Origin of the sequence: Pseudoalteromonas rubra (assembly GCF_005887115.1) — a bacterium.
GTDB classification, from domain to species: domain Bacteria; phylum Pseudomonadota; class Gammaproteobacteria; order Enterobacterales; family Alteromonadaceae; genus Pseudoalteromonas; species Pseudoalteromonas rubra_F.
In genome coordinates, this window is sequence record NZ_PNCJ01000047.1 from 22,229 (window position 1) to 29,475 (window position 7,247).

The 7,247-nt window shown below is 45.5% G+C and carries 5 protein-coding genes and 3 tRNA genes; 5 read left to right on the forward strand and 3 right to left on the reverse strand.

What is annotated here, in order from left to right; all coding sequences use genetic code 11:
* Nucleotides 1–36: 36 nt before the first annotated feature.
* From CWB98_RS21490 to CWB98_RS21500, 3 genes are all read left to right on the forward strand, one after another.
* A tRNA-Tyr gene (locus CWB98_RS21490) sits at nt 37–121 on the forward strand.
* Between the two features lie 22 nt (nt 122–143).
* Nucleotides 144–228 (forward strand) — tRNA-Tyr (locus tag CWB98_RS21495).
* A 23-nt stretch (nt 229–251) separates the two neighbouring features.
* Nucleotides 252–336 (forward strand) — tRNA-Tyr (locus CWB98_RS21500).
* 192 nt (nt 337–528) lie between these two features.
* On the opposite strand, the gene CWB98_RS21505 is transcribed toward CWB98_RS21500, so the two are convergent.
* The gene (locus CWB98_RS21505) at nt 529–1,206 is read right to left on the reverse strand and encodes a M48 family metallopeptidase (RefSeq protein ID WP_138546683.1); all 678 of its coding nucleotides are present in this window, start codon (nt 1,204–1,206) and stop codon (nt 529–531) included.
* Between the two features lie 72 nt (nt 1,207–1,278).
* Between CWB98_RS21505 and CWB98_RS21510 the strand changes: the two genes are divergently transcribed.
* Complete coding sequence (locus tag CWB98_RS21510; RefSeq protein ID WP_138546684.1) at nt 1,279–2,259, forward strand: ion channel; 981 nt, start codon at nt 1,279–1,281, stop codon at nt 2,257–2,259.
* Here CWB98_RS21510 and CWB98_RS21515 read toward each other — a convergent pair.
* Entirely contained in the window at nt 2,256–2,903 is a 648-nt protein-coding gene (locus CWB98_RS21515) for an HD domain-containing protein (protein ID WP_138546685.1), read from the reverse strand. The two genes, CWB98_RS21510 and CWB98_RS21515, sit on opposite strands and share 4 nt — an antisense overlap.
* An 83-nt stretch (nt 2,904–2,986) precedes the next feature.
* On the opposite strand from CWB98_RS21515, the gene CWB98_RS21520 reads away from it, so the two are divergent.
* On the forward strand, nt 2,987–4,177 hold the full coding sequence (locus CWB98_RS21520; RefSeq protein WP_138546686.1) for a class I SAM-dependent methyltransferase: 1,191 nt from the start codon (nt 2,987–2,989) through the stop codon (nt 4,175–4,177).
* Nucleotides 4,178–4,240: 63 nt separating this feature from the next.
* On the opposite strand, the gene CWB98_RS21525 is transcribed toward CWB98_RS21520, so the two are convergent.
* Nucleotides 4,241–6,100 carry a S8 family serine peptidase gene (locus CWB98_RS21525; RefSeq protein ID WP_138546687.1) on the reverse strand — a complete coding sequence of 620 codons (1,860 nt, stop codon included), beginning with the start codon at nt 6,098–6,100 and terminating at the stop codon, nt 4,241–4,243.
* Nucleotides 6,101–7,247: the final 1,147 nt, after the last annotated feature.

A 7,247-nucleotide genomic window follows, 5' to 3' on the forward strand; every position in this document is an offset into this window, starting at 1 on the left:
CACTAAAAACTTTGATATTATCAGCGCCCATGTTGAGGAGGGGTTCCCGAGCGGCCAAAGGGATCAGACTGTAAATCTGACGGCACTGCCTTCGCTGGTTCGAATCCAGCCCCCTCCACCACATCACAATTTGTATTCTCTTAGGAGGGGTTCCCGAGCGGCCAAAGGGATCAGACTGTAAATCTGACGGCACTGCCTTCGCTGGTTCGAATCCAGCCCCCTCCACCACCTTACAATTTGTTTTTCTCTTAGGAGGGGTTCCCGAGCGGCCAAAGGGATCAGACTGTAAATCTGACGGCACTGCCTTCGCTGGTTCGAATCCAGCCCCCTCCACCACTTTCCTACCTATTCAACTTAAAATTAGTTTCTAGTCACTGATATCAAAATTGCACTCTCAGGCTTAAATACTCATTCCTGGGCGGTAGCACTACTCCCATTTGAAGAACTATACGTTTTTGCTGAAGCTTCTGAATGATATCGGCTGGCACAGAAACTCTTTTCATTGATTCCGACAGAAACCGTACGCACCTACCTTTTTATCTGCAACACCACTGCGTTTTGGCTTAAATAAGCTTGTGCCCTCTTATAGTCGGGGTAATGGTGCGCGACAATTTTCCAAAAGGCTTGGTTGTGTGCCATGACATGGAAGTGCGCCAACTCGTGCACAATAACATAATCAATCACCCACTTAGGAGCACCAACTAGCAGGCTATTAAGTGCCAGAGTGCCACTTGATGACAGACTGCCCCAGCGGCGTTTGTATTCCCTGATTTTAAGTTCTTGATACTCACTTCTCATCAGGTCGGAATACTCTGCCAGTACTGGCGTCACATAACTAAGTAACACCTGATTTAAATACCCAAACAGCGCTTTTCTCGCCCCTTCAGAGTCGGGGTTGGCGCGCGTTTTTAGACCAATGCATTTCGCATCGTGATCAATGTAAGAGCAACTTGGTGACAACTCAAACTGATACTGCTCGCCAAATATCTGAATTTTCTTACTGTCAAAAGGTATCTGGATCTGCTGCTGCTGAGCAGACATCGCCAATTTTTTACTTTCGACCCAGTGTGATTTGCTTTTTAGCCACGTATCCAGCCAACGCTTGTCGATGCCGTAGGGCGCGAATACTTTCACGCCATCTGCTGTTACTTTAATGGCAACACTCTGTCTGCGCTTACTGATGCTTAATTGATAATCGAATGACATAGATACAATTTTTTATTAACCCTGAAAAAATACTGCTACCCTTATTTATAAGAAGGATTGATCTGGCGCACTATGAACAACAAACCTCTTTGCCAATATGAATCACCCGATGGCCATAAATGCCAAGAAATAGATATGGGTTCAGGCTATTGCTTTTGGCATGATAGCAAATTTGACAAGAGCGGTCTGGAGTTAACACAAAAGCTGGAGCGATACGCCAAAAGAGGCGGTCTCCTGCAAGGTCTGGAGTTAAAACGGGCAAATCTTGAAGGCCTTAATTTGGTCAAATTTGACAACCACGAAGGCTATGACTTGTCATACAGTAATTTTTATCGTGCGAACTTACAAGGTGCTCATTTATTCAACAGCACAATTAAAAATGCTTCTTTGATGAAAGCGGACTTACGTGACGCCAATCTGCACTGCTGCAAACTTGGAGATACAAACCTGTTAGGCATGAAACTCGATAAGACCCGTATTGACAACCTCTATCTCGGCGACAAGCTTTTACAGGAAAAGCAAGCCAATGAGGCACTAAAACAGCAAGATCAAGAAGAAGCAAACGACTTATTTTTGCAGTCTGAAGAAATCTATCGATTACTAAGAAAAGGTGCTGAGCAGCAAGGTCTATTTGAAATGGCCGGGAAATATACTTACAGCGAACTGCGCATGCGACACGCGCAATATCCCAAATTTTCCAAACGCCGCTTGGTGTCCTCTTTTGTTGATATGTTATGTGGCTATGGTGAGAAACCCGAAAATGTCATCCGTTTCAGTTTGGGTATGATCATTGCCTGCGCAATCTGCTACTTCTTGTTCGGTATCAATTACAATGACGGGCTTATCCAATTTTCCAGCCAGGCTTCCTGGTCAGAAAACCTAAGCACGTTGCTTAATTGTATTTATTTTAGTGTGGTTACCTTTACAACACTTGGCTATGGCGACATAACGCCGACCGGCATCACCCGATTAATCGCAACGGTTGAAGCATTTACCGGCAGCTTTTCGCTTGCTTTGTTCGTTGTCGTATTTGTAAAACGCATGACCCGCTAGTCAGAGATACCAATTTCTCTTCCCAACTCTTGCAAAAATCCGCGCATGAATTCTGTGCGCCGCTGCGCTTCTTGTTTTGCCGACTGGGTATGCATTTGCTCTGCAATATTTAATAACTTGATGTAAAAGTGATCTAAAGTATATTTTTTATCATCCGGCTCACGCTCCTGACAGAAAGGGTCACCGATATGATACATATGCCTGGCAATCGCGCCGCCAACTTTCATACACCGACTCACCCCTATAGCGCCTAACGCGTCCATACGATCGGCATCCTGAACAACCTTAGCCTCCAAAGTATCTGGGGTCACATTGGCACTAAAACTGTGTGCGACAATTGCATGGTGTACAGAAGGTAGCTTGTCTTTTGGGTAGTCTAGCGTTGATAAAAAAGCGACAGCTCTGTCGGCTGCCAGTTTAGACGCAATTGACCTATCCGGGTGGTTCTTGGCCACTGCTACACAGTCGTGCAGCCAGGCTGCGGGCAAGACGACTTCGAGGTCAGCACCTTCGGCCGCACACAATTGCTTCGCGGTTTTGACTACCCGCAAGATATGCGATAAATCGTGGGCAGTATCGGCAAATTCGGTTGTTAGCATAAAATCTCTGCATGCAGCCTCAAATTCCATCGTATTTAATGTCATTTATCCCTTAACCTCGTGGTTCTGATTGTATGTTGTTATTGGCTTCACTAAAATGTCACCATAATCTACTGTAAGGAATTTATATGTCTTGCGCGCTGTATTTACAACCTGGCCGTGAAAAATCTTTAAAAAGAAAGCACCCTTGGATCTTTTCTAAGGCAATCAAAAAAGTCAAAGGTAAGCCTGCACTTGGCGATACAGTGACTATTTATAGTCACGACGGTCAATACCTGGCCACAGCCGCATACAGTCCAGACTCTCAGATCCGAGCGCGGATCTGGAGCTTTGAACAATCCGAACAAATCGATCAGTCATTTTTCGAACGACGACTAGCACGTGCACTCGCAGCGCGCGAACAGGTCATTGAAGAAGGACAGTTAACCGGCTTCAGACTATGTGCTGCCGAGTCAGATGGTCTGCCCGGCATAACGATTGATAAGTTTGACAACTATCTGGTTTGTCAGCTTTTAAGTGCCGGTGCAGAGCGCCATAAAGGCGAAATCGTGCAAGCACTCAGAACGCTGTTTCCCGAATGCCATATCTATGAGCGCTCCGATGTAGATGTACGAAAAAAGGAAGGACTTGAGAAAACCACCGGTGTATTGTGGGGAGACGAACCTGAAGCGCCAGTTGTGATCATGGAAAACGGCTTGAAGATTGAGGTCGATATTAAATCTGGTCACAAAACCGGCTTCTACCTGGACCAAAGAGACAGCCGTGCGGCACTCGAGCGTTTCTCAAAAGGTAAGTCAGTGCTTAACTGCTTTTGCTATACAGGCACGTTTGGTCTGTATGCGCTCCGTGGTGAGTGTGAGGAAGTAATCAATGTCGACGTCTCTCAGCCTGCGCTGGATACAGCTAAGCGTAATGTAGAGCACAATGAACTAGATTTGTCGCGGGCTCAGTTTGTAAAGCAAGATGTGTTCAAGTTGCTAAGGCAATACCGCGAGGAAGGCCGTCAGTTTGACACCATTGTCATGGATCCGCCTAAATTTGCCGAAAGTAAAGCACAGCTTAATGGTGCCTGCCGTGGTTATAAAGACATTAATATGCTGGCTATGCAATTACTTAAGCCAGGTGGTACTTTGCTAACCTTCTCTTGTTCGGGTCTGATGGAACAGAACTTGTTCCAAAAAGTAGTGGCAGATGCCGCTCTGGATGCAGGTAAAGACTTATTAATTATGGAGCGCCTTAATCAGGCAGCAGATCACCCTATAGCAGGCTGTTACCCTGAGGGGTTTTACCTCAAAGGCCTTATCTGTAAAGTATATTAATCATCAGCATTGAAGTAGAAAGGCCGATATAAACCGGCCTTTCTCGTATTTCTAAGTATTAAGTTAGAAACTGCCTTGCAACGTAAGACCTGTATAGCTGCTGTAGCCTCGTACCATGATGTGGTAGGTACCACCATCCGTACCTGAACTCAGAGTACAAGTTTCATTGTTGCCAGAACGGTATGGACGACAATCATAATTGTTTGTCGTTGGCTGAGTCCCTTTGCGTACATACAGGTCAGCATCACCTGAACCACCTGAAATACTCACATTCAGCGTCACATTTGCTGGCACTTCAATAGTGTAACGTGTGTCAGAGTTCGTGCCACCAGACAGCCCTGTTACTGGCACACCGTTTTCAAGGCAGTTTGCACCACAACCTGAAGCATCACCAAAAGTACCTGTCAGCGTAGCACCTGAATACTGGCTATAGCCATGTAGCATCACGTACCAGTCACCTGCTGCTGGGTTAGAGAATTCACAAGACTCGTTGTTGCCATTTTTATACGGGCGACATGCATAGCTGCTCTGCGTAGGCTGAGAGCCTTGCTGAACATAAAGGTCAGCATCGCCTGAACCGCCAGCGAGTGTGAAAGAAACCGATGCAGCTCCGGCAGGAACCGACAGTTTATAGAAAGTCTCAGAGCCCGATGCACCAGATGCTGCAACACCGACACCAGAAACTAGCTCAGTTGGGCCTGGCGGTGGTGGTGGAGGCGGCGCATCACCTTCAAGAGTATAAAGCAGCTCATTCGGTGAACTTGCTTTGGCATCGGATACCGCACCTTTAGTACTTCTGCTACTAAGCAATGAATCTATCTGCGCTGGAGTAAGCGACGGATCCTGGTCTAGATACAATGCTACCGCCCCTGCTACATGTGGTGCAGCCATTGAAGTACCACTGATTGTGTTGGTAGAGCTGTCGGAATTATACCATGCAGATTTGATGCTAGAGCCTGGCGCATAGATATCAAGACAAGAGCCATAGTTTGAGAAGCTTGAACGACCATCACTGCTAGTTGTCGAACCAACAGTTATCGCATCGGCTGCACGAGCAGGAGAGTAGTTACAAGCATCACTGTTGTCATTACCAGCAGCTACTACGAAAGTCACACCAGAAGCAACAGCAGCATTAACGGCATCATCAACGGCCTGAGACACACCACCACCCAAGCTCATGTTCGCAACAGATGGGCCTGAAGCATTGTTTTTAACCCAGTCAATACCTGAAATCACACCAGAATATGAACCTGAGCCATTACAACCTAATACACGAACACCGACAACATTAACGTTTTTCGCAACACCATATTGTGAACCGCCGATGGTACCAGCAACGTGCGTACCGTGACCATTACAGTCAGAAGAGTCCGCATCATTGTCTACAAAGTCATAACCGTGGCTTGCACGGTTGCCAAATTCGCTATGCGAAATACGAACACCTGTATCAATGACATACGCCGTTACGCCTGAACCATCAAAGTCGTAGTGATAGTTTGAATTCAGAGGCAATGCGCGCTGATCTACACGGTCAAGGCCCCAAATCGCGTTGCTCTGATCGCCTGAAGCCTGAGGCGTCACTGTGACTATTTGATCTTGTTCAATGTAGGCAATGTTAGGGTCTTTCAGCATTGCTTTCACATCACCTGCAGATGCATTCACTACAACACCGTTAAGCACACCGTTGAAGCTTTTAGCGACGTCCACATTGTAGGCATTGCTTAAAGCCTGTGCCTGGGTTGTAGCATAGTCTGAGATAGCCATTGCACTTTGTGTATTAAGTACAGTTGGCGTTTTAAACACGACGATATATTTGCCTGGAATGGCTTTATTCTGATCTGTAGTCAGTAACTCAGCCTGAGCCAAAGACTGTCCAGAAATGCCCGCCAGAATGGCAAAAGCGAGTGTGTTTAGTTTACGCATACTTGTTCCTTTTTTGTTGTTTGGTTAATTTCCAATCAAAATGTAGCTCAATTGCAGAGAAAATAAACACAAAATGGAACATTTATTTAACTATGTTTACATTTATTGTAAATTTAAATTTACATTAGTATTTTTCATTTTCATGAATTTTTCGGTACACTGTTGATTTAAATAATTTAAATATTAATTCCATTGCATAACTTCCCTATACTGGGGAACTTTAGCTCACCATATTTTCATGTTAAGTACACAGGTCGAGCATCACATTTCAAGCTCCGTAACCACTTAACATTCTAAATTGAGTATTGATCGAGTGACCAATTGCCTAAAGGTGTAAGTTTGACGACGAATTGTCACAGTGTAGGCGCTCCCGTCATTTTCTGGGTCGCTACGTGAGATGACCGTATGGAGGAGTCAGAGCTAAAATAAGAGCACGGCGTACAGTCTTTGCTATTCATTCGAAGTAAATGTGGGATGACAATAGTGGGGTTTATATGAATGGAGAAATAGTGACACTTCATCAGAAGTGGCTCTATACAACATAAGATAAGGAGCACGTTTGAGATGGCGTCGCTGCTATACGTATCGTGTGGTTCTTCTGCCGCGGCTCCAGGTCTACCCAGCTCTACCACGCCTCCAACAACCACTCCGTTGTCATCCCACACACGATGCGGGAGCTGTTTATACCGTTTTCTTGGATCTTTAGTTTGTTTGGAGAGCTTTATAAATCAGAGGGCTGCAAAATCACTACCACATCGATGAAAATTGGATTTTGACATTAGATCATAAATTTAATCAATTTGGTATAATGCAGGCGCAATTATCGAGATGCGCGATGGGACCAAGCTTCATGGACGAGTAGACAACACCATTCTGTCTACAGCTTCATCGACACTTTTTTAAATCTCACACAGCAAAAAACCCGCTGCATTGCTGCAACGGGTTTGACGTACATGGAAGTACTAATGTCGATGATATTCATGGATAAATGTCTTTCGTCGACCTCTAATTAGGAGCTTGGCAATGGTCCGGCTGGCGGCCAGAGGCCTTAGCGTTCAGTCGGTGGAAAGTGAAATTGTTCACTTTCCATAACCCGCCTTCACCCTACTTTCACATGGGTGAATTGCGACCGAAGCACCGCTTCGCC

Excerpts from the sequence above, each read along its gene's own strand:
- CWB98_RS21505 (WP_138546683.1), bottom strand. The coding sequence starts at position 1,206 with ATGTCATTCGATTATCAATTAAGCATCAGTAAGCGCAGACAGAGTGTT.
- CWB98_RS21510 (WP_138546684.1), top strand. The coding sequence starts at position 1,279 with ATGAACAACAAACCTCTTTGCCAATATGAATCACCCGATGGCCATAAA.
- CWB98_RS21515 (WP_138546685.1), bottom strand. The coding sequence starts at position 2,903 with ATGACATTAAATACGATGGAATTTGAGGCTGCATGCAGAGATTTTATG.
- CWB98_RS21520 (WP_138546686.1), top strand. The coding sequence starts at position 2,987 with ATGTCTTGCGCGCTGTATTTACAACCTGGCCGTGAAAAATCTTTAAAA.
- CWB98_RS21525 (WP_138546687.1), bottom strand. The coding sequence starts at position 6,100 with ATGCGTAAACTAAACACACTCGCTTTTGCCATTCTGGCGGGCATTTCT.